Consider the following 19,998-nt stretch of genomic DNA (forward strand, 5'->3'; position numbering starts at 1 on the left):
GTCATGAGCACCATGGATGTACATCTGGCAGATTCGGCCCTGGTCGAGGAGCTGCGTAAGGACGTGCGGGACGGGCTCACGGCCGATTCGAAGTGGCTCTCGCCCAAGTATTTCTACGACGCGGTGGGTAGCGAGTTGTTCGAGCAGATCACGGAGCTGCCGGAGTACTACCCCACCCGCACCGAGCGCGCGCTGCTCGAGGCGCATGCCCTCGACATCGCCGAGGCAACCGAATCAACAATGCTGATCGAGTTGGGCTCCGGCTCGTCGGAGAAGACGAAACTGCTTCTCGCTGCGGGCGTCAAGAACGGTTCGCTGAAAACTTATGTGCCGCAAGATGTATCCATTACAGCGCTCGAAGGGGCAATCGAGCAGATCTCGCGGGAGTTCCCGGCTCTTCACGTGCACGGCATCGTCAGCGATTTCACCGACACCCTGCACAATCTTCCGTCGGGACAGGGGAGAACCATCGCCTTTCTCGGCGGCACTCTGGGCAACCTCATCCCCGAGGAGCGCAAGGAATTCCTGGGTGCCATCGCAGGCGCCCTGGATCCCGGAGAGTACGTGCTGCTCGGTGTCGGTCTGGTCATCGACCCGACGGTTCTCGTTCCCGCCTACGACGACGCGGCAGGTGTGACGGCGAAGTTCAATCGAAACGTGCTCTCGGTGATCAACTCTCGTCTCGGTGGCGACTTCGATCCCGATGCCTTCGAACATGTCGCGCTGTGGAATGCAGAGAACGAGTGGATCGAGATGCGGTTGCGGGCACGCTCGCCGCAGCACGTGCACATCGCCGAGCTCGATCTCGATGTCCGCTTCGATCTCGGCGAGGATCTCCGCACCGAGATCTCGGCAAAGTTCCGTCCGGAAGGCATCACCGAGGAACTGGCGGCAGCGGGGTTCGGCGTCGAGCATCTGTGGTCGGACGCAGAATCTCGGTTCGCGCTGGTTGTGGCCCGTCGAGTGAACGAGCGCTGACCTCTCGGCGTCAGCGCGCACGCCTGTCGCAGATAGCGGAACTCGCACCCACGCCTGAACCCGCTGCGGCCGGCCGGATTCGGTAGCCGACCGGCCGCGCTCGTGGTCGTTCGAAAGGGGCCGAACGAGGGATCAGGCCACGGCAATCCCGTCGATCTCGATCATCTGACCCGGGACCGCCAATCGGGATACCTCCACCATGGTGGTGGCCGGAGTGACTCCTGCGGCAAGCAGTCTCGACATCAGTAGCCCGTAGTGCCGAAACAGCAGGTCGATGTCGGTGGTGTAGATCCCCAGCTTCACGAGGTTCGAAATCGACATGGCGGCCTCGGCGAGCACCGCATCCAGATTGTCGAGAGCGAGCGACAGCTGGGCTGCCATGTCACCTTCGTGCTCGGGGGCGCCTTCGCTGTTCATGGCGGTCTGCCCGGAGCAGTACAGAGTCCGGCCGGGATCGGTGACGAGTGTGCCCTGCTCGAACCCGAGGGCCACCGACCATTGCACAGGATTGATCGCAGTTCGTTCCATGGTGTGTTCTCTCCGTCTCGCGTCAGGACTGGTACGTGAGAAGGTTGACAGCAAATACACGACACCCACTGTCGTGTATTTCGGTACCGTTCTCGCATGCGCGCCGACAGGCTGGTCTCGCTGGTACTTCTGCTGCGTCAACGCGGCCGAATGACGGCCGACGCCCTCGCCGCCGAACTCGAGGTGTCGACGCGCACCGTGCTCCGCGACATCGACGCACTCTCGACCGCAGGCGTCCCCGTCTACGCCGAGCGCGGCAGGCGGGGAGGGTTCGCCTTGTTGCCCGGCTTCAGAACCGAATTCCCCGGTCTCAATCACGACGAGGCGCTGGCGTTGCTTGCAGCCTTCGAATCGAGCGGCGGAGAGCGCACACTCGGCCTCGGGTCGGCCGTCGCGTCGGCCCTGCGAAAGGTGATGGACGCGTTGCCCGACGGCCATCACGACACCGCACGAACCTCAGCTCGCCGGTTCCTCATCGAACCCGAGGCAGACCTGCTCTCGCGTCGCACGACTACCGAGCAGATACCCGCCGACGTCATCGACCCTGTGCGCAGAGCGGTGCTCGACGGAAAGAAGCTGCACATCCTCTATGCCCCGACAGGCCGAGATGCGCAGTGGCGCACGGTGGACCCCATCGGACTCGTCACCGTGCGAGGCCAGGGCTACCTGCTGGCCACCCGAGACGGCGAAGACCGCACCTACCGACTCTCTCGGGTGCAGGACGCCGAGGTGCTCACCGAACCGGCACAACGGCCGGACAGCGTGCATCTCGGCCGGATGTGGGTCGAGCGCGGTACCCGATTCAGGAACGGCGGCGACCCCGTGACGGTGTCGGCGCTCATCGATCCGAGGCGACGGGAAGAACTGGCAGAGACCGCATTGACCGTCACCGACGAGGAACTCGACGGTGACGGTCGGTTGCGGATGACCCTGACGTTCCAGGATGCGCGGCATGCAGAGTGGGCGCTGTGGCAACTCGGTACCGACGCGGAGGTCATGGGGCCGCAGTCGGTGCGGGATGGTCTGTACGGCCGGGCCCTGGCAATCGCCGAGCGCTACGGACCTCGAGATCAGGCGTCCGCCAACGCGAGTACCGGCGAGATCTGATTGGCCCGACGCGCCGGGGTCAGCGAGGCACCGAGGGCGAGCAGTCCACCGCACAGCACGGTTCCGGCGATGACCGCCCACGGCAGCGTGGGTGCGGTCAGACCGCGGTCGCTCAGAGATCCGAGAAGCGATTGTGCTGCCGCCCAGCCGTAGACGATGCCGAGGATCAGGCCGAAGCCCATCGATGCGACCACCATCTGCGTGCTTTCCGAGACGATCATCGACCGAATCTGCTTGCGGGTGAATCCGAGTGCCCGCAGGAGACCGATCTCGCGGGTGCGCTGCAGGATGCTCAACAACAGGTTGTTCACCATTCCGACCGCTGCGATGACGGCCGAGAAGCCGATGAGCCCGGTCATGATCCCGACGGTCACGGTGAGAACCTGCCCGACGGTGGCCTCGTCGTACTCGTCGACGAGCATCGTCCGGTAGCTGTACATGGCGACCGCGAACGTGGTCACCAACGTGACCCCGATCAACAACCCCACCGCAGTGCGAGTACTTCGATCCGGATAGCGAAGTGCATTGGCGGACGCCAGACGTGCTGCCGGGCCACGGCCCGACATTCTCCCGACCAGCCGCAGCGTCGCGGGAAGAATGCGGTACGCGCCGACCATGACGCCGGTGAACGACGCGACACCACCGACAAACGCCACCAGAACGCCGCCCGGGTTGACCATCCCTATCAGAACTCCGAGACCGAGCAGTGCCACACCGCCTGCGATCAGCACGATCGAGAGTGCGGTTCTGATTCGCCGCGATCGCGGAGCTTCGACGCCGGAGTCGACGGCACCTCCGGTGGCCTGGACGGGTGTGACGTCCAGAACCTTTCGAGACCCCACGTACGAGGCGAGGGTCGTCGTGAGCACCACGGTCACGACAGGCAGAACCACCAGCGGCTGAACGGACGTGTACGACACATCCGGCAACTGCCCGGCCGAGACCGCGACAGCCCGAGCCAGATGGCTGGCACCGATCCCCAGAACCATACCTACTGCGCCGCCGAACAATCCGACGACGAGCCCTTCTCCGGCCACCGATCGACGCAGGTCTCGGGAGCGGGCACCCAACAGGCGTAGCAGCGCGATGGTGCGGGTGCGGCCGGCGACGATCGTCGCGAACGTGTTCGAGGTGACCACCGCCGCGACGTACAGTGCAAGTCCGATGAACACCAGCGCGACGCTGTACAGCGCGGTGATGGCAGCGCCGTCCGTGTCCCCGAAGATGTCGACCAGAAATGCGGTCGCCTGAATCAACACGACACCGAAGAACGACGCGAGGGCAGTCACCAGAATGCTGGCGCCGTGTTCCTTCGAGGCCCGAGCAGAAGTGGACACACTCATCGGACGCGCTCCATTCCCAGCATGTAGCTCGAAATCTGTTCCGCACTCGACCGCCCGAGCTCGTCGACGATTCGGCCGTCGGCGAGGAAGACGATGCGATCGGCATAGCTGGCTGCGATGGGATCATGAGTGACCATCACGATCGACTGCCCGTATTCGCACACCGCTGCGGCGAGGAGACCGAGAACCTCACGCCCGGTGCGGGAGTCCAGGTTGCCGGTGGGCTCGTCGGCGAAGATCAGGTGCGGGCGCGTACCCAGTGCGCGAGCGATGGCGACGCGTTGCTGTTGTCCACCCGAGAGCTGATGGGGACGGTGATTCACGCGTTCCTGCAAACCGAGCGTGGCGATGAGCCGATCGATCCAGGCGGACTCCTGCGCAGTCGGTGCTCGGCCGTCGAGCTCGAACGGCAGCAAAATATTTCCTCGAACGTCGAGGGTCGGAACGAGATTGAACGACTGGAAGATGAAGCCGACCTGCTTGCGTCGCAATGTCGTCAGAGCATCGTCGTTCGCGGAGGTGATATCTGCGCCGGCCAGCATCAGTTGCCCCGAGCTCGCGTTGTCCAACCCCGCCATGACGTGCATCAGGGTCGATTTGCCGGAGCCGGACGGTCCCATGATGGCGGTGAACCGGCCACCGTGGATGTCGAGGGAAACGTTGTCGAGGGCGCTCACCGGGTTGGCCGCGTCGCCGAAATACTTGCTTATCTGGAATGCCCTGGCGACCAGGGGAACTGTTGTCGTCATGGCCACAACGCTAGGAACGGACGAACACGAAGTAATCAGGCGCGAGTCTTCGCGTCGTACATCTCGAGGATGATGTCGGTGTCAGTCCCGAGGTCACGGTGAGTTCAGCCCGTGCTCGAAGGCGTACACCACCAACTGCACCCGGTCGCGGAGGTGGAGTTTGGCGAAGATGCGGCTGATGTGCGTCTTCACGGTCGCCTCGCTCAGGTACTCGCGCTCGGCGATCTCGGAGTTGCTCAACCCCCGTGCGGTGAGCTCGAACAGTTCCTTCTCGCGTGCTGTCAGGGACGCGAACTCCGCCGGTACCTTCGGTTGCGCGGGACTCGGGGTGAAGTGCGCCAGCAAGCTCGTCGTCGCCGACGCGGCGATCACCGAGTTACCTGCATGGACGGTGCGGATCGCGGCGAGCAGAAACTCCGGATCCGCATCTTTGAGCACGAATCCACTTGCTCCCGAACGAATTGCCCGTGCTGCGCTTTCGTCGAGGTCGAACGTGGTGAGAACCAGTATTCGCGGAGGGCTGTCGGAGGCCGCCAGTATCTGCTCGGTGGCGGCGATACCGTCGAGCACCGGCATTCGGACGTCCATGAGCATCACGTCCGGTGTCGCCGACGCGGCCAGCGCGACGGCTTCTACGCCGTTGCCTGCTTCCCCGACGAACTCGAGATCGGACTGTGAGGAGATGAGCATACGAATGCCGGCCCGGAACAACTGCTGATCGTCGACCAGCGCAACTGCGATGCGATCGGAACTCACGTGATGCCTTTCGCTTGTGGGGTGCCTGCTGGTAGCCACGCCGTGACAGTCCAGTACGCACTGTCGCCGGCGGCGGTGCAGAGACCACCGGACAGGCTGGCGCGTTCTTTCATCCCGGCTACTCCGTGGCCGGAGGATTCCGGTGCTGTACGACCGGGGACCACACTGTTGCGCACGGTCAGTTCGACGCCCTCGGAGTTGGATTCGATGCCGACGGTCACCGGCCGGGTCGTGTCACCGTGACGCAGGGCATTGGTCAACGATTCCTGCGCGATGCGGTACAGCGCCAGGTGCGTTCCGGCACCCAACGAGACCCCGGATACGTCGATCGAGGAGTCGATGCTCAAGCCGGTGGAGCGCATCTGATCGCACAGACGCTCGAGGTCGCCGGGGCCTGGGGTCGGCAGATCTCCCTGGCTGTGGCGCAACTGTCCCAGGAGTACTCGTACGTCGGACAACGCGTCGCGGGCGGTATCGGAGATGGTGGTCAGCGCGGTGTCCACTGCTTCGGGGTCCACCGAACGCACGTACCGTGCCCCGTCGGCCTGAGCGATCACCACGGCCAGTGAATGCGCCACGATGTCGTGCATGTCGCGGGCAATTCGGTTGCGCTCTTGCTCGATTGCCACTTCGTGCTCGGCACGGGCCTGATGCACCTCGGCGAGCTCGCGGGCGTGAGCGGACTCGATGGCGGTGCGCCGCGCATACGCAAGGCGTCCCAGTGCCCACGACAATCCCAGCATTGCCCAGAGACCGACGAGCAGAAGGGCGAACTGAGCCAGGCGCGGCTCCTGGACCGCTTCTTCCGTGGGGTTTCCGAAAGGATTGCCGTCGACGTACGCCAAGTACAGGGCGGCGATCAGTCCGCCGAGGACGGCAGAAACGAGCCCGAGGCGTCGAACCAGGTTGTCTCCGTACGCTGCCGAGCAGTACAGAATTGCGAATATCGCGGTGTTCGCCGAGAGCGGGAGCACACCGGCGGTCATCTGCACGATGGCGAGCACCCAGGCGAGCGCCAACGACCATCGCGGTGAGCGACGTCGAATGGCAAGTGCTACGCCGAAACCGACCAGTACTCCCGCGCCGGCGGAACCGGAAGGTCCGTTGAGGGTGGACGCGAGCAGCAGCAGAACGAATACGACGGCGTAGGCGGCGTCGAGCACCTGCCGTGAGATCGAACGCTTGCGCAGCACTCGATCAGACTACGTGGATCAGTTGGTGCGCCTGCGAGCCTTCTCCAGGGCGGCGAGGGTCGTCAGCACGGTGGTTCGCTGACGTTCGAGATCCTTCATGCGAGCACGGGCAGGAAGGCCCTGTGCTCCGTCGAGTGCACTGATCTGCTCGTCGACGGCGGTGAGCTGTCCGAGCAACTTCTCCACGCGGGACTGCAGTTCGATTGCGTCTATCCCGGTGACACCGGCCTGAGACTTCTTGGTCGGTGCCTTCGCCGGAGGTGCAGACGTCGTGGATGCCGGTGCGCTCACAACTGCAGCAGCTCTGGGGCGCAACGCTTTGCGGACTGCAGCGGCATCGGGGAGCTTCTCGAGGCGGATGCGGTTGAGCACTTCCCGTGCGTCGCGCGCGGTGACGCGGTACTCGCGCTCCTCCTCGTCCTCGGACGCGAGCGTGCCTCCCAGGGGCCGCAGACCGTACATTCCGATGAAATGCTTGGCCTCGTCGATGACGGCTTCCTTCTCGCGGCACAGGCCACACCGCGGCTCGTTGCGGAAGGTCTCGACAGAGTCGGTGCTACCGCACCAGACGCATCCGCCCGGTGTCCATCGAGCAATTCTGACCGTTGTGGTTCCAGCCGGGCCGTGGGGGGAGTCTGCGTCGATCACGACGAGTCATCTTAGGTGACAACGAAACCCGCCCCACACACCCCCACCTCGCGAGCTGCATGTTTCGATCGTCGACGTGACGTAGTTCATGCAGGGCAGGTGGGGATCGTGTGGGGCGGGTTTGCAGATCGAGCGAAACAGACTGGGTGTTATGCTGGAGTGGAGCCTGCGGAACGACCCGGTTTCAGGCGGGAGTGGAGCCTGCGGAATGACCCAGTATTAGGCCGAGCCGTTGAAAAGGCTGGTGACCGAACCGTTTTCGAAGACCTCGCGGATGGTGCGGGCCAGCAGCGGCGCGATCGAGAGCTCGGTCAGCGTGGAGAATCGCTTCTCGTCGCTGATCGGCAGGGTGTTGGTGACGACAACTTCCTTGGCTCCGCAGTTGGCGAGTCGCTCGGCGGCCGGGTCGGACAGCACACCGTGGGTGGCAGCGATGACGACATCGCCTGCGCCTGCTTCCTTGAGCACCTTGACGGCTCCGGCGATGGTGCCTCCGGTGTCGATCATGTCGTCGATCAGGATGCAGGTGCGGCCCTCGACCTCGCCGACGACGCGGTTGGACTTGACCTGGTTGGGCACCAACGGATCACGCGTCTTGTGAATGAACGCCAGCGGTGCACCGCCGAACGAGTCCGCCCACTTCTCGGCGACGCGGACGCGGCCCGAGTCGGGGGAGACGACGGTGATGTGCTCGAGGCTGTACTTGCTGCGGATGTGATCGGCCAACTGGCTGTGGGCGTGCATGTGATCGACGGGGCCGTCGAAGAAGCCCTGGATCTGATCGGTGTGCAGGTCGACGGTGATGATGCGGTCGGCGCCTGCGGTCTTGAGCAGATCCGCGACGAGGCGGGCGGAGATGGGCTCGCGGCCGCGGTGCTTCTTGTCCTGGCGGGCGTACGGGTAGAACGGCAGGATCGCGGTGATGCGCTTGGCGGATCCACGCTTGAGCGCGTCGATCATGATGAGCTGTTCCATCAACCAGGTGTTGAGCGGGAACGGGTGCGACTGCAGAACGAATGCGTCCGACCCGCGGACCGACTCCTCGAAGCGAACGAAGATCTCGCCGTTGGCGAAGTCACGTGCCGTCTGCGGCGTGACGTCGATTCCGAGTTCCTTGGCGACCTGCTCGGCCAACTCCGGATGTGCTCGACCAGAAAACAACATCAGGTTCTTCTGGTTGTCGATCCAATTAGGGGTGGTCACTGCTCTTCGCCGTCCTTTTGTTCGTACGCGTGTGCCGACTCGGCTGCCCGAGCACGTGCCGCAGCGTCTGCTGATGCCGTGCCGGGACGCTTTTTCTCGACCCAGCCGTCGATGTTGCGCTGGGAACCAGCGGAGACGGCGAGCGCCCCCGGTGGTACATCGTTGCGGAGCACTGTTCCGGCTCCGGTGTAGGCGCCGTCTCCCACTCGAACAGGAGCCACGAACATGTTGTCCGAGCCGGTCCGGACGTGGGAGCCGACCACTGTCCGGCTCTTGTTCACGCCGTCGTAGTTCACAAAGACGCTCGAAGCGCCGATATTGGTGTGATCACCGATCGTCGCGTCGCCGACATAGGTCAGATGGGGGACTTTGGAATGATCGCCGATCGTCGAGTTCTTCGTTTCCACGAAGGTGCCGATCTTGGAGCCGGTACCGACGCGGGAGCCGGGACGCAGATAGGCGAACGGCCCGATGGTGGCATCCGGTCCGATCACGGCCTGCTCGGCGTGTGTGCGGACCACCGAGGATCGTTCGCCGATCTCGACGTCACGCAGAGTCGAATCGGGCCCGATGATCGCGTCGTCGCCGATATGGGTCTTGCCGTGCAACTGGACGCCGGGTTCGAGGCGGACGTCCGCACCGAGGGTGACATCGATGTCGATCCACGTGGTCGACGGGTCCACCACGGTGACGCCCGCGCGCATGTGCCGCTCGATGATGTGGCGATTGAGTACCGACGTGACATGAGCCAACTGCACTCGATCGTTGACGCCCACCACCAGGTCCGGATCGGCGAGCTGGGTGCCGTAGACGGCTTTGCCGTCGGATTTGCTGATCTTGACGACGTCGGTCAGGTACAGCTCGTGCTGGGCGTTGGCGGTGCTGAGCTTGCCCAAGGCGGTCCGCAGTGCCACCGCGTCGAATGCGTATACGCCGGAGTTCACCTCGCCGATCAGCACCTGAGCAGGGGTGGCGTCGGCATGTTCGACGATCTCGGCCACTTCGCCGTCGTCGGTGCGGACGATGCGGCCGTAGCCGTTCGCGTCATCCGGAAGGAAGGTCAGCACCGTCGCGGCCGCAGGCCGGGGAGCGCTCAGATGCTCGTCGAGCAGGGCTTTGAGCGTGTGTCCGTCCAACAGGGGAACGTCGGCCGCCGTGACGAGGATCGTGCCCTCGAAATCGTCCGGCAATGCAGTCAGACCGCATTGCACCGCATGTCCGGTGCCCAACTGTCGATCCTGAACGGCGGTGTGAATGCTGCGGCCCAGGGTGTCGGCGAGATCGTGCACAGCGGCGGACACTCGCTCGCGATCGTGTCCGACGACGGTCACGAGATGGTCGGGTCCCAGGTCGGCGGCCGCGTGCAGGGCGTGCGCGAGCATCGTTCGGCCCGCCAGAGGATGCAGAACTTTCGGAGTCTTCGAGCGCATGCGGGTGCCTGCACCCGCAGCGAGAACGACCACGGCGGTCTGCACAGGCATTGAGCTCCTCAGGCGGTAACGCTAAGACGGCATGCATGAATAATGTTGCTCGCTCCGCCGCCAGGACTCGAACCTGAACTATCTGAACCAAAATCAGAGGTGCTGCCATTACACCACGGCGGATAATCGGCCAGCGGTGTCGCCAGTGGCCTACGAACCGAACGACGCGTTCGTCAAGCCGCTGCGCTCCCACTGAGCGCAACGATCCTCGCATGAGAGGTGGCGGTGAGTCGAACCGCAACGGATAACAGACCGACTACGTCGTTCCGGCAGGCCCCCGGTTCGGACGCGTCGGGTCGTTCCGCAGGCTCCACTCTCGCCGCGCGAACGGGATGGATCGGGCGTCGCTAGTCTTGAACCGACGTCGACTCCGGCGTCGGGACATGCACAGGTCGGCAACGGAAGCGGATATCCATGTCAGGCGCAGCCTCCGAGCAAGAACGCACAACCAGGGTCCGAATGACCGGTACTCAACGGCGCGAGCAGTTGATCGAGGTGGGTCGGACTCTGTTCGCCGAACGCGGTTACGAGGCCGCGTCGGTCGAGGAGATCGCCGGACGAGCCAACGTGTCCAAGCCGGTCGTCTACGAACACTTCGGCGGTAAAGAGGGCCTGTACGCCGTCATCGTCGATCGTGAGATGTCGACGTTGCTGGGCATGATCACCAAATCGCTCGACCTCAATCGATCCCGGATCCGCGTCGAGCGCGTCGCACTGGCGCTGCTCACCTACATCGAGGAACGGACCGACGGTTTTCGTATTCTCGTGCGCGATTCCCCTGCCACTGCCGAGGACGGAAAGTACTCGTCGTTGCTCAACGAGGCCATCGGGCGTGTCGGGCCGATGCTGGCCGAGGACTTCTCGCGCCGGGGTCTCGATCCGGAGTTCGCGCCGATGTACGCCCAGGCCTTGGTCGGGATGGTGTCGATGACGGCACAGTGGTGGCTCGACGTGCGCACTCCTTCGAAAGAAGTGGTCGCCGCGCATGTGGTCAACTTGTGCTGGAACGGTCTGACAAACCTGGAGGCCGAGCCCCGATTGACCGAGTATTGAGTACCCGGTTTCGTCTCCTCGGGGAGAAAGTGGGAGTAACGTCCCCTTTGTCGGCCATGAGTGCTGTGTGACTCCGGTCATACTGCTCAACCGGACCGATGCACGTTGGTATGAGACGTAAAGCCGCTCAGTGGTACCGTTCGGGCGTAATTTGCGCAGTGGCAGTACAGAATTGCGAAGGCGGATCCCCATGGTCAGGCAGGCTCGCGCTGAAATCACCCGCGACACCGTGCTGGCTGGCGCAGCGCATGTATTCCTGCGCCTCGGGTACGCGAACGCGAGTCTCAGCGAGATCATCTCTCAATCCCAGGTCACCAAGGGTGCGCTCTACTTCCATTTCGGTTCCAAGGAAGAACTGGCGCGCGCAGTGATCGACGAGGGCAACGCGCGTCTGACAACCGCGTGCTCGCAGTTCAACGACGGCCGCATCCCCGCCCTCGAGGCCGCGATCGGCATCTCGTACATCGTCGTCGACCTGTCGGTCAGCGATCCCATGGTCTCGGCCATGCTCCGGTTGAGTCATCAGATCGGCGACTACCGGGGTACCGAGGGCAACGTCATGGCCGGATGGAGCGAATCGTTCGACCGGCTCGCCGCCCAGGCCATCGCACAGGGCGATATCGATCCCAACTCGGACTCGCGGACCATCGGCTCGCTTGTTCTCGAGATCCTCACCGGCGTGCACATGGTGGCGGTCGCCACGTCCACCACCGAGGAACTGCCCTCGCGGATGGAACGTCTCTGGTACTACCTGCTGCCTGCGCTGGTGCCTGCCAACAAGCTCGACTACTTCCGCGAGTTCGCTGCGCGCCGAGTGATCCGCTTCGGACCGTAACTCACGAGTTCTCGGCAACGAATTGCGCAATGTCGTCGCGCAGTCGATCGGGATGCTCGACGCAGCTCTGACGTAGCCCGTCGGCATCTCCCGGCTGCTGGCCTGTCGGTGTACTCCCATAGACTCGTTCACGACTGTGCGTGAGCAGCCATCGCCTCGACACGCTTGTAGGAGTATTGCTGTTGTCTTCCGATTCTCTGCCTGCCATTTCTCCATCCGGGCCGGCCACGATCGTTCCCGACGCGGCGCTCCAACTCTCGGGTCTGGCCAGTATCGCGCTGACGGACTCGTCGATGCTGGCCGTGGCCGACGCGATCGGCACCGCCGAACACACTCTGATCGGCCCCCACTCGGTGCGTCCGTTCGTCGCGGCCGCGATCGCCCAGCACACCCAACTCCTGATCGTCACCGCGACCGGACGGGAGGCTGACGACCTCACGAGTGAACTCGGCCAGATCCTCGGCAACGGTGTCGCGATGTTCCCGTCCTGGGAGACGCTTCCGCACGAACGGCTGTCCCCGAGCGCCGACACCGTCGGTAAACGCCTCGATGTGCTCCGCAGGCTTGCTCGCCCCGGCGACACCGACTACGGCGACCCGCTGCGTGTCATCGTCACCACCGTGCGTTCGCTGGTGCAGCCGATGGCCCCGGGCCTGGGCGAGATCGAGCCGGTGACGTTGAAGGTGGGTCTGGACATCGACTTCGACGGCCTGATCCACCGTCTCGTCGAATTCGGATACCTGCGGGTGGACATGGTCGGCAAGCGCGGCGAGTTCGCCGTCCGCGGCGGCATCCTCGACCTCTTCTCACCCACCGCGGACCATCCGGTGCGGGTCGAGTTCTGGGGCGATGAGATCACCGAACTCCGCGCGTTCGCCGTCTCCGACCAGCGTTCGTTGCCCGATCACGAGGTAGATCTCGTCATTGCGCCGCCGTGTCGCGAACTGCTCCTCACCCAGGATGTACGCGACCGGGCGGCAGCTCTCGCCGCTGACAATTCCGGCGACACTGCCCTGGTGGAGATGCTGGACAAGCTGTCCGCCGGAGTCCCGGTCGAGGGCATGGAGGCGCTGCTGCCGTTGCTGCAGCCAGGCGAGTTGCAACTGCTGGCCGATACGCTCCCCGCCGGAGCCCACGTACTGCTCTGTGACCCCGAGAGGATCCGCACCCGAGCAACCGACTTGGTGCGCACCGGTCAGGAATTCCTCGAGGCGTCCTGGACGGCCGCATCGATCGGCGGAGCCGCACCGCTCGACACCTCCACTCTCGACACCTCCAGTCTCGAGGGCGCGTCCCTCGATCTCGGTGCGTCGGCGTATCGGTCGCTTCGGCAGGTTCGCGAGTCTGCCCAGGCCCACGGCCGGCCGTGGTGGACCATCAGCCCGTTGGCTTCGGGCAACGGTGAGGAGGTAGAACTCGCTGTCGATTCGGTGCCGGAGGTACGAGGCTCCGAGGAAGCGTTGACGGCACTGTTCGCCACACTGCGCGCGCACATCGCGACCGGTGGGCGCGCAGTGATCTCCGTGGCGGGTGCAGGCACCGCGACCCGTATCATCGAACGCCTCGCCGAGGCCGAAGTTCCTGCAGCACATCTCGATTCCGGTGCGGTCCCGGTTGCCGACGTCGTCAACGTGCTCTGTGGATCACTGCACGACGGTCTGGTGTTCCCCGATGCCCAACTCGTCGTCGTCACCGAAGGTGATCTGACCGGCAATCGCGTCGCGGCCGCAGCGGAGGGGCGCAAGCTCCCGGCCAAGCGACGCAACCAAGTCGATCCGCTCGCCCTCGTTGCAGGTGACAGTGTGGTGCACGATCAGCACGGCATCGGCCGATTCGTCGAGATGGTCGAGCGCACCATCGGCGGTGCCCGACGCGAATACCTCGTCGTCGAATACGCACCCAGCAAGCGCGGACACCCCGGGGACCGGCTCTTCGTCCCGATGGATTCGCTCGATCAGCTCTCGCGTTACGTCGGCGGTGAGCTGCCGACGCTGAGCAAGCTCGGCGGATCCGACTGGGCGAATACGAAGCGTAAGGCGCGCAAGGCTGTTCGCGAGATCGCCGGCGAGCTCGTGCAGCTGTACGCCGCTCGCCAAGCTGCTCCGGGGCACGCCTTCGGTGCCGACACCCCGTGGCAGCTCGAGATGGAAGATGCATTCGGTTTCACCGAGACGGTCGACCAGATGACGGCCATCACCGAGGTCAAAGCCGACATGGAGAAGGCAGTCCCGATGGACCGCGTCATTCTCGGCGATGTCGGATACGGCAAGACCGAGATCGCGGTGCGCGCAGCGTTCAAGGCGGTCCAGGACGGCAAGCAGGTTGCCGTGCTGGTTCCGACAACGCTTCTGGCGCAACAGCATCTGCAGACCTTCACCGCACGGATGGCGTCCTTCCCGGTCACGGTCAAAGGGCTCTCCCGTTTCACCCATGGTGCCGACTCCAAGGAGGTCATGGCTGGGTTGGCCGACGGCACCGTGGACATCGTCGTCGGCACGCACCGGTTGTTGCAGACCGGAGTGGCCTGGAAGGACCTCGGGCTGGTCATCGTCGACGAGGAGCAGCGCTTCGGCGTCGAGCACAAAGAGCACATCAAGTCACTCCGAACGCACGTCGACGTGCTGACCATGTCGGCGACGCCGATCCCGCGAACGCTCGAGATGAGCCTGGCCGGCATCCGGGAGATGTCCACCATTCTCACCCCGCCCGAGGAGCGGCACCCGGTGCTCACCTATGTCGGTGCGTACAACGACAAGCAGGTCGCAGCGGCCATCAGGCGCGAGTTGCTGCGTGACGGTCAGGTGTTCTTCGTACACAACAGGGTCAGCTCGATCGACAAGGCCGCCAAGAAGGTTCGCGATCTGGTACCCGAGGCGAGGGTCGCGACAGCACACGGCCAGATGAACGAGGAAACACTCGAACGCACCGTGCAAGGATTCTGGCAGCGCGAGACCGATGTTCTGGTGTGCACCACCATCATCGAGACCGGCCTGGACATCTCCAACGCCAACACGTTGATCGTCGAGCGCTCCGACTCGCTCGGCCTGTCCCAGCTCCATCAGCTCCGAGGACGAGTGGGACGCAGCCGCGAGCGCGGATACGCCTACTTCCTGTATCCGCCGGAGAAACCGCTCACCGAGACCGCCTACGACCGATTGGCGACCATCTCGCAGAACTCCGATCTCGGTGCCGGTATGGCCGTGGCGATGAAGGACCTCGAAATCCGAGGTGCCGGAAACGTTCTGGGCGCAGAACAGTCCGGCCACGTTGCTGGTGTCGGATTCGACCTGTACGTGCGGCTCGTGGGTGAGGCCGTCGAGGCCTACCGCGCCGCGGCCGACGGAAAGCCCATCACCACCGATGAGGCTCCCAAGGAAGTGCGCATCGACCTACCCGTCGACGCCAACATTCCACCCGACTACGTCACCAGCGACCGGCTGCGGCTCGAAGGCTACCGAAAGCTGGCTGCTGCAGCTGATTCCGAAGGAATCGATGCCGTCATCGACGAACTGGTCGATCGATACGGCCCGCTGCCCGAGGAGGTCGGACGGCTGGTCTCCATCGCGAAACTGCGGCTGATCGCCAAGGAATACGGCTTGACCGACGTCAACGTCGCCGGAACTCAGGTGAAGCTGGCCCCGATGGAGCTGCCGGACTCCAAACAGATTCGACTCAAGCGGCTCTATCCGAGCGCGGCATACCGCGCGACAACGGGAGTGGTGCAACTGCCACTGCCGCGCGTCGAGGGTGGCGGCGTCGGCGCGGCGCGCGTACGCGACGTCGAATTGGTGCAGTTCATCGCCGATCTCATCCTATCCTTGGATGGGAAGCCATCTCGGTCGGTCAAGTTGGAGCACACAGTGGGGGTGTAGCGGTGACGATAGTTCTGCTCGACCCCGTTCGTCCGACACAGGTTCCGGTGGACGCCGTCGAATTCCTCGGCGGTGCGGTGCAATTCACCGAAGAGGTACCGGTGCGCGTGCGATGGCTGTTCGCCGGTACCGCTGCCCCCGAGGACGTCGACGCCGTCCTGGTCAGCACCGACCGCGCCAACCCCGAGGTTCAGGACCGGATCGCCAGCGGCGAACGCGTCATCGCTGCAGACAAGCTTCCCGGCGACGACCTCGTCGCCGCAGTGCATCTGATGGACCGGCTACGCACCCTCGGCGGATGGGAAGCGCAGCAGACCCACGACTCGCTACGCGGCTACCTGCTCGAAGAAACGTACGAGTTGCTCGACGCCATCGCAGCAGGCAACCTCGACGACCTCCGCGAGGAACTCGGCGACCTACTGCTCCAGGTGCTCTTCCACTCCCGGATCGCTCAGGACGCAGAGACGAACGCCTTCGATGTCGATGACGTCGCTGCGGGCCTGGTCGCGAAGTTGACCCATCGAAGCCCGCATCTCGGCCGGACGGACGCAGGTCCCATCGACATCGCCGAACAAGAGCGAGCCTGGGAAGAGAAGAAGGCCTCGGAGAAGGCGCGAGGATCCTGCATCGACGGAATTGCGCTGTCCCAGCCGTCACTGGCTCTGGCACAGAAAGTGATCGGCCGGGCCACCAAGGCAGGCTTGCCCGACGAACTCGTTCCCGACGGCCTACGCGTCGTGCACATCGGGCTCGATCACTCGCACGGCGGCGAGAGTGCCGAGGATGCGCTGCGGCGTCGGGTACTGGACTTCGCGTCGCTCATCCGAAACGCCGAGGCCTCGGCCCGTAACGCCGGCATCGAGCCGGGGGAGATGTCTGCCCTCGACTGGATAGAGCACTGGGGTCTACGGGGCTAGATCCGCAGACCCCGTCCCTCTTCCCTCGGGTTGGGATAAATGTGGGTTTCAGTCCGTCAGAGTGCAACAAAGTCGCAATGACCCAGATCGGCTACCGGCGCCAGAACAGGTGATGGGTGATTCCACTGCTACTCGGGACGACTTCGTGCTCGAATCTGTCGTTCATCTCGTCGGGCGAATCCCACAATTTCAGCCCCGAGCCGAATTCGATGGGTGCGACCGCGATGTGCATGGTGTCGACCAGATCGGCGTCGAGGAATTCGCGGATACTCGTGACGCCACCGCCGAGTCGCACGTCCTTTCCGTCGGCTGCCTCCTTCGCCTGTTTCAGTACCTCGGCGGGTTCGCCGTCGACGAAGTGAAACGTGGTGTCGGAGAGGGTGATCGTAGGGCGTTCGTGGTGAGTGAGCACGAAGACCGGTGTATGGAACGGCGGCTCGTCACCCCACCAGCCCTGCCACTCGTGATCGGTCCACGGTCCGCGTTGCGGGCCGAACTTGTGCCGGCCCATGATCTCGGCACCGATGTTGTTGGAGAAGTCGCGGGCGAAGTGGTCGTCGAGGCCGCGGCTACCGCCCGAACCGGCGTTTCCGGGAAAGCTGGCGGTGCCGAAGAGCCAACTCATCAGTGCCAGATGATCGAGACCGAACGGGCTCTCGAAGCTCTGGTCCTCTCCCGCCGCGATCCCGTCGCTCGAGATGGTGAAATTCTGTACCCGAACCAGCTGACCCATGTGTGCTCCCGATGTAGATGACGAAATGTACGACGGTGTAGACCGAACCGTGCACACGAACTCACCGCCCCCGCCCCGCGTCAATGGACCCTTGCAGCGGTCAGACGTATGCAGTGAACCATCGACGCAGACCAGTTTTCTACGTGAATGAACCTTTGCAGCGGTCGGACGTATGCAAGGGTCCATTCACGCGGGCGGGACGGGTGACGCGCGGGGGACCGGACTACTCGAACAGCGTCGAACCCCAGTAGTCGGATTCGCCGAGTCCGGGTGGGCAGGCGAACACAGCCGATCCGACATGTTGGATGTATTCGTTCAGTGCGTCCGTGCGGGAGAGCGCCAGTTGCATCGGAACGAATTGGGTCAGGGGATCGCGGCAGAAGGCGATGAAGAACAGTCCGGCGTCGAGGTGGCCGAAACCGTCGGATCCGTCGGTGAAGTTGTAGCCCCGACGCAGGAGCTGGATTCCGCCGAGATTTTCTTTCGACGCCAGGCGTACATGGGCTGCCTTGTCGATGAAAGTGCCTTCGGGACCTTGGGATTCGAAGTCCAACGCATCGAATTCGTCCTTCTGGCCCAGTGGCGCGCCGGTTCCCTTGCTGCGCCCGATCACTCGCTCTTGTTCCTTGAGTGTGGTGCGGTCCCAGGACTCGATCAACATCCGGATTCGACGCGCCACGAGGTAGGAGCCGCCTGCCATCCATTCCTGATCGTCACCAGAGGCAACCCATACGTTCTCGTCCAGTAATGACGGGTCCTCGGCCTTGAGGTTGGCCGTACCGTCTTTGAAGCCGAACAGGTTTCGTGGGGTGGCCTGGGTGGTCGAGGTGGACGAGGTGCGGCCGAATCCCAATTGCGACCACTTGACCGACACCGTGCCGAAGCCGACGCGGGCAAGATTGCGGATGGCGTGGACGGCAACTTGAGGATCGTCGGCGCAGGCCTGGATGCACAGGTCGCCGCCGGAGCGTCGCGGGTCGAGGTTGTCGGCCGGAAAATGCTGCAGATCGGCCAGCGAGGTAGGTCTCTTGGACGCCAGATCGAATCGGTCGAACAGTCCCGGCCCGAATCCGATGGTCAGCGTCAGCGAGGATGCGGTCAGGCCGAGTGCCTCGCCGGTATCCGACGGCGGGTTGTACTCGCCATTGTTCACGGCACCGCCGTCGAAGGTCTCCTCACCGCGCACCAAGCGCTCGGCCATGAGGGTCCACTTCTTCAGCAGCGCAACGAATTCATCGCGCGAGTCGGTGGTGATATCGAAGGCAACGAAGTGCATTCGGTCCTGCGCCGGGGTGACGATTCCGGCCTGATGGTCTCCGCGGAAGTCGACCACACCTGAGGCCGATGCCTCGGTGCCGGAGGCCGTGGCATGTCCGGCGAGGGCTCCGACACCGACGAGCGCAGCACCGGTCCCGACGGCACCGAAGAGGCGTCGCCGCGAGATATGTCCAGTTTTACTGTCCGGCGACGACACCCTGCACCTGACTTACTTCGGCAGAGACCGCATCGATCTTGTTGGACAGTTCCTGGCGCTGAGGTTCGGTTACGGTGTCGTAGGAGACGAAGCCGTCGCCGTTGCGGTACTTGGCGAGTTCGGCGTCGAGTTCGGCGAAACGCGCATCGATGGCGGTGCCCAACTCTGCGTTGCGCTCGTCGAGGATGGGGCGAACGGCGGCAATGGCTGCTTGGGAGCCGTCGACGTTGGCCTGGAAGTCCCACAGGTCGGTGTGGGAGAAGAAGTCCTCTTCTCCGCTGATCTTGGTCCTGGCCACCTCGTCGAGCAATCCTTGCGCGCCACCGGCCACCTGGATCGGATCGATGGTGAAATCCTCGGCCTTGACCTTGTCGGCGAGCTCCGAGATATCGGCCTCGAGCTGATCGGCGATCTTGTTGGTATCGGGCTGCAGTCCCTGAGACCACAGGTCCTTCTCTATGCGGTGGAAACCGGTCCACTCGGCACCGGGCTCCACGTCCGGCTCGCGCAGGTCGATGCGGGGGTCGAGGTCGTCCGGGAAGCTCTCGGCAACAGGCTCGATGCGTTCGTAATAGCTTCGCGCAATGGGGAACTGGGCTTTCGCTGCAGCCACGTCACCGCTCTTGACTGCGGCGACGAACGAGGCCGTGGTGTCTTGCAATGCGTCGATCTGGCTGACGACGTAGCGCTTGTATCCGGCGGCCGCCTCGGTGAGGAGGCCGTCCTCGTCGGCATCGCGGACCGAATCTCCGGTGACGACGAAATCGGCTCGAATGCCGTCGCCCACCATGCCTGCCTTGCATGCGGTCGTGTAGGTGCCTGGGTCGGGCAGAGCCACGATCAGCTGACGCGTCAGTCCCGGTCCGATGTTCTCCACCTCGCCCATGACGCGGTCACCCTCGCCGTAGACGTAGAACTCGGTGACCTTGCTGCCGTTGTTGGTGATCTGGAACGTCGAGTTACCGGTGGTGGCCTCGGACGCGCTGACCTCGCAGGACGAGTCGGTCGAGGTGACGGTGATGTCGCCGGCCGCGGCGTCGACGGAGGACTTCTCGGTGCACGCGACGAGAGTCATCGGCAGAGCTGCTACGGCGGCCAGTGCGTAGGTGGAACGTCGCATGGTGGTGG

Annotated in this window: 17 protein-coding genes and 1 tRNA gene; 6 read left to right on the top strand and 12 right to left on the bottom strand. The window is 64.2% G+C overall.

What is annotated here, in order from left to right; translation table 11 throughout:
• Positions 1-3: 3 nt before the first annotated feature.
• The gene (gene egtD, locus J1M87_RS14670) at positions 4-978 is read left to right on the top strand and encodes an L-histidine N(alpha)-methyltransferase (protein WP_206490127.1); all 975 of its coding nucleotides are present in this window, start codon (positions 4-6) and stop codon (positions 976-978) included.
• 132 nt (positions 979-1,110) lie between these two features.
• Here the strand turns inward: egtD and J1M87_RS14675 are convergent, their stop codons facing one another.
• Complete coding sequence (locus J1M87_RS14675; protein ID WP_206490128.1) at positions 1,111-1,506, bottom strand: RidA family protein; 396 nt, start codon at positions 1,504-1,506, stop codon at positions 1,111-1,113.
• 96 nt (positions 1,507-1,602) lie between these two features.
• Here J1M87_RS14675 and J1M87_RS14680 point away from each other — a divergent pair, with 96 nt between their 5' ends.
• Positions 1,603-2,613 (top strand): YafY family protein, encoded by a 1,011-nt coding sequence (locus tag J1M87_RS14680; RefSeq protein WP_206490129.1) that lies wholly within the window; start codon positions 1,603-1,605, stop codon positions 2,611-2,613.
• On the opposite strand, the gene J1M87_RS14685 is transcribed toward J1M87_RS14680, so the two are convergent.
• The 8 genes from J1M87_RS14685 to J1M87_RS14720 form a co-directional block, all read right to left on the bottom strand.
• The gene (locus tag J1M87_RS14685; RefSeq protein ID WP_206490130.1) at positions 2,577-3,956 is read right to left on the bottom strand and encodes an ABC transporter permease; all 1,380 of its coding nucleotides are present in this window, start codon (positions 3,954-3,956) and stop codon (positions 2,577-2,579) included. The two genes, J1M87_RS14680 and J1M87_RS14685, sit on opposite strands and share 37 nt — an antisense overlap.
• Complete coding sequence (locus J1M87_RS14690; protein ID WP_206490131.1) at positions 3,953-4,705, bottom strand: ABC transporter ATP-binding protein; 753 nt, start codon at positions 4,703-4,705, stop codon at positions 3,953-3,955. Before J1M87_RS14690 ends, J1M87_RS14685 begins: the two co-directional genes overlap by 4 nt.
• 93 nt (positions 4,706-4,798) lie before the next feature.
• A complete protein-coding gene (locus J1M87_RS14695) occupies positions 4,799-5,461 on the bottom strand; it encodes a response regulator transcription factor (protein ID WP_206490132.1) in 663 nt (220 codons plus the stop codon).
• Positions 5,458-6,654, bottom strand: coding sequence for a sensor histidine kinase (locus J1M87_RS14700; protein ID WP_206490133.1), 1,197 nt, complete (start codon positions 6,652-6,654; stop codon positions 5,458-5,460). The genes J1M87_RS14695 and J1M87_RS14700 overlap by 4 nt, the downstream gene beginning before the upstream one ends.
• 18 nt (positions 6,655-6,672) lie before the next feature.
• A complete protein-coding gene (locus tag J1M87_RS14705) occupies positions 6,673-7,302 on the bottom strand; it encodes a hypothetical protein (protein WP_307830816.1) in 630 nt (209 codons plus the stop codon).
• A 219-nt stretch (positions 7,303-7,521) separates the two neighbouring features.
• The gene (locus J1M87_RS14710; RefSeq protein WP_206490134.1) at positions 7,522-8,505 is read right to left on the bottom strand and encodes a ribose-phosphate diphosphokinase; all 984 of its coding nucleotides are present in this window, start codon (positions 8,503-8,505) and stop codon (positions 7,522-7,524) included.
• Positions 8,502-9,986: a bifunctional UDP-N-acetylglucosamine diphosphorylase/glucosamine-1-phosphate N-acetyltransferase GlmU gene (glmU, locus tag J1M87_RS14715; RefSeq protein ID WP_206490135.1), complete on the bottom strand. Its 1,485-nt coding sequence runs from the start codon at positions 9,984-9,986 to the stop codon at positions 8,502-8,504. Before glmU ends, J1M87_RS14710 begins: the two co-directional genes overlap by 4 nt.
• 52 nt (positions 9,987-10,038) lie before the next feature.
• A tRNA-Gln gene (locus tag J1M87_RS14720) sits at positions 10,039-10,109 on the bottom strand.
• Positions 10,110-10,400: 291 nt separating this feature from the next.
• Between J1M87_RS14720 and J1M87_RS14725 the strand changes: the two genes are divergently transcribed.
• The 4 genes from J1M87_RS14725 to J1M87_RS14740 all read left to right on the top strand — a co-directional run bounded on the left by J1M87_RS14725 (position 10,401) and on the right by J1M87_RS14740 (position 16,663).
• Positions 10,401-11,039 (top strand): TetR/AcrR family transcriptional regulator, encoded by a 639-nt coding sequence (locus J1M87_RS14725; protein WP_206490136.1) that lies wholly within the window; start codon positions 10,401-10,403, stop codon positions 11,037-11,039.
• 190 nt (positions 11,040-11,229) lie between these two features.
• Entirely contained in the window at positions 11,230-11,874 is a 645-nt protein-coding gene (locus J1M87_RS14730; protein ID WP_206490137.1) for a ScbR family autoregulator-binding transcription factor, read from the top strand.
• Positions 11,875-12,167: 293 nt separating this feature from the next.
• Positions 12,168-15,746 carry a transcription-repair coupling factor gene (mfd, locus tag J1M87_RS14735; protein ID WP_241257002.1) on the top strand — a complete coding sequence of 1,193 codons (3,579 nt, stop codon included), beginning with the start codon at positions 12,168-12,170 and terminating at the stop codon, positions 15,744-15,746.
• A 2-nt stretch (positions 15,747-15,748) separates the two neighbouring features.
• Positions 15,749-16,663, top strand: a complete 915-nt coding sequence (locus J1M87_RS14740) for a MazG family protein (RefSeq protein WP_206490138.1) — start codon at positions 15,749-15,751, stop codon at positions 16,661-16,663.
• A 91-nt stretch (positions 16,664-16,754) separates the two neighbouring features.
• Here J1M87_RS14740 and J1M87_RS14745 read toward each other — a convergent pair whose 3' ends face one another.
• From J1M87_RS14745 to efeO, 3 genes are all read right to left on the bottom strand, one after another.
• On the bottom strand, positions 16,755-17,396 hold the full coding sequence (locus tag J1M87_RS14745) for a dihydrofolate reductase family protein (protein WP_206490139.1): 642 nt from the start codon (positions 17,394-17,396) through the stop codon (positions 16,755-16,757).
• A gap of 223 nt (positions 17,397-17,619) precedes the next feature.
• Positions 17,620-18,870: an iron uptake transporter deferrochelatase/peroxidase subunit gene (gene efeB / locus J1M87_RS14750; RefSeq protein ID WP_206490140.1), complete on the bottom strand. Its 1,251-nt coding sequence runs from the start codon at positions 18,868-18,870 to the stop codon at positions 17,620-17,622.
• Positions 18,851-19,990, bottom strand: coding sequence for an iron uptake system protein EfeO (efeO, locus tag J1M87_RS14755; RefSeq protein WP_206490141.1), 1,140 nt, complete (start codon positions 19,988-19,990; stop codon positions 18,851-18,853). The genes efeB and efeO overlap by 20 nt, the downstream gene beginning before the upstream one ends.
• Between the last annotated feature and the right edge of the window lie 8 nt (positions 19,991-19,998).

Source organism: Rhodococcus sp. KRD162 (assembly GCF_017168335.1).
Lineage (GTDB): Bacteria > Actinomycetota > Actinomycetes > Mycobacteriales > Mycobacteriaceae > Rhodococcoides.

What these genes read in the sequence shown, in the direction of transcription:
- egtD (WP_206490127.1), top strand. Translation starts at nt 4, where the DNA reads ATGAGCACCATGGATGTACATCTGGCAGATTCGGCCCTGGTCGAGGAG.
- J1M87_RS14675 (WP_206490128.1), bottom strand. Translation starts at nt 1,506, where the DNA reads ATGGAACGAACTGCGATCAATCCTGTGCAATGGTCGGTGGCCCTCGGG.
- J1M87_RS14680 (WP_206490129.1), top strand. Translation starts at nt 1,603, where the DNA reads ATGCGCGCCGACAGGCTGGTCTCGCTGGTACTTCTGCTGCGTCAACGC.
- J1M87_RS14685 (WP_206490130.1), bottom strand. Translation starts at nt 3,956, where the DNA reads ATGAGTGTGTCCACTTCTGCTCGGGCCTCGAAGGAACACGGCGCCAGC.
- J1M87_RS14690 (WP_206490131.1), bottom strand. Translation starts at nt 4,705, where the DNA reads ATGACGACAACAGTTCCCCTGGTCGCCAGGGCATTCCAGATAAGCAAG.
- glmU (WP_206490135.1), bottom strand. Translation starts at nt 9,986, where the DNA reads ATGCCTGTGCAGACCGCCGTGGTCGTTCTCGCTGCGGGTGCAGGCACC.
- J1M87_RS14725 (WP_206490136.1), top strand. Translation starts at nt 10,401, where the DNA reads ATGTCAGGCGCAGCCTCCGAGCAAGAACGCACAACCAGGGTCCGAATG.
- J1M87_RS14730 (WP_206490137.1), top strand. Translation starts at nt 11,230, where the DNA reads ATGGTCAGGCAGGCTCGCGCTGAAATCACCCGCGACACCGTGCTGGCT.
- mfd (WP_241257002.1), top strand. Translation starts at nt 12,168, where the DNA reads ATGCTGGCCGTGGCCGACGCGATCGGCACCGCCGAACACACTCTGATC.
- J1M87_RS14745 (WP_206490139.1), bottom strand. Translation starts at nt 17,396, where the DNA reads ATGGGTCAGCTGGTTCGGGTACAGAATTTCACCATCTCGAGCGACGGG.
- efeO (WP_206490141.1), bottom strand. Translation starts at nt 19,990, where the DNA reads ATGCGACGTTCCACCTACGCACTGGCCGCCGTAGCAGCTCTGCCGATG.